Source organism: Microvirga sp. KLBC 81, assembly GCF_003075415.1.
In the GTDB taxonomy this organism is placed as follows: Bacteria; Pseudomonadota; Alphaproteobacteria; order Rhizobiales; family Beijerinckiaceae; genus Microvirga.
In genome coordinates, this window is sequence record NZ_QDAH01000248.1 from 1 (window position 1) to 1,268 (window position 1,268).

General features: G+C 61.8%; 1 protein-coding gene and 1 pseudogene. One reads left to right on the forward strand and one right to left on the reverse strand.

Annotated features, from left to right (window positions below; all coding sequences use genetic code 11):
- Positions 1-224: 224 nt before the first annotated feature.
- Positions 225-431: a hypothetical protein gene (locus DC522_RS33565; protein WP_116532703.1), complete on the forward strand. Its 207-nt coding sequence runs from the start codon at positions 225-227 to the stop codon at positions 429-431.
- Between the two features lie 143 nt (positions 432-574).
- On the opposite strand, the pseudogene DC522_RS33570 reads toward DC522_RS33565, so the two are convergent.
- A pseudogene (locus DC522_RS33570) lies at positions 575-1,268 on the reverse strand (IS3 family transposase); the annotation flags it as partial.

The window sequence follows — 1,268 nt, forward strand, 5'->3', positions numbered from 1 at the left end:
TGTACCAATCGACCCATTCGAGGGTGGCGAACTCGACGGCCTCAAACGAGCGCCATGGACCGCGCCGATGGATCACCTCGGTCTTGAACAGGCCAATGACAGTTTCTGCCAGGCATTGATGCTCCTATAGAGGTCAAGAGGTCGAAGGGACCGTCGTGGGATCCCTTCTGGCTCGGCAGAGATAGCCAAAGATCTCCCGTGCGTCAAAGCGCTTGAGACAACGAATGATCTCCATCTTGCCTTTACCCTCTGCTGCTCGCCAGCAGGGTCATCGCGCCAAGGCGGGCTCCCAGCCCGTTGATGGCGACAGCCGCATGGGCCTCTTTGTGGGTGTCGATGCCGATGATGATCTCGGCGGGATCGGTGTCATGCAGTCCTGGTCCTCCGCGGCTGAGGCCCTGGCGGGATCCTGCGGGCGGACAGGACTGTGATGGGACGGTCTCCCTCAAGCTCCTATCAAGTCACGCGACAGCAGACCGTCAGGTGCCGCCCGGAGGACCGACACGTCAACGCAATGACATGCGGTCAATCGTAACAAGGGTCAGGCCTTCCGAGCGGCTCTCACATTCTCACAATCGAAGCAGTTGCCTGTCCCGGACATCGACATCCGGATGCTGTGTTTCCTCAGCACGGCTTGGTACTCCATAGCGCAATATTGGCTGCCGCGGTCGGCATGATGGGTCAGGCCTGGCGATGGTCGTCGGACTGCTAAAGCCTTGCGCAGCGCCTCCAACGCAAGCTCCTGGTGCAGCCGGTCGCTGACGGCCCAGCCGACCACCCGCCGGGCAAACAGATCGAGGATGACAGCCAGATAGAGCCAGCCCTCGCTCGTCCACACGTACGAGAGATCCGCATTCCATTTCTGGTTCGGGCCCTCGGCCGAGAAGTCCTGCTTGAGCAGGTTAGGCGCGATCGGAAAGGCATGATGGCTGTCGGTGGTGCGCGTGAACCGGCGCTGCTGCCGGGCCTTTAAGCCGTTCTCCCTCAGTAGTCGGGCAGTTCGGCGCCGACCAACATTCAGGCCCTCGTCCTGCAGCTCGCAGGTCAGACGCGGGCTGCCGTAGGTTGCGTTCGAACGGGCAAAGGCCGAGCGGATATGGGCCAGCAGCACCAAATCCTCGCGCTGACGGCTACTGGCCGGACGGCTTCTCCAGGCGAAGTAGCCGCTGGGGCTAACATCGAGGACCTGGCACAGGCGCTGGACGGGGAAGCCCTCTTTCGCCGCATCGATGAACTGGAACCTCATCGACTTCCCTCCTTGGCGAAAA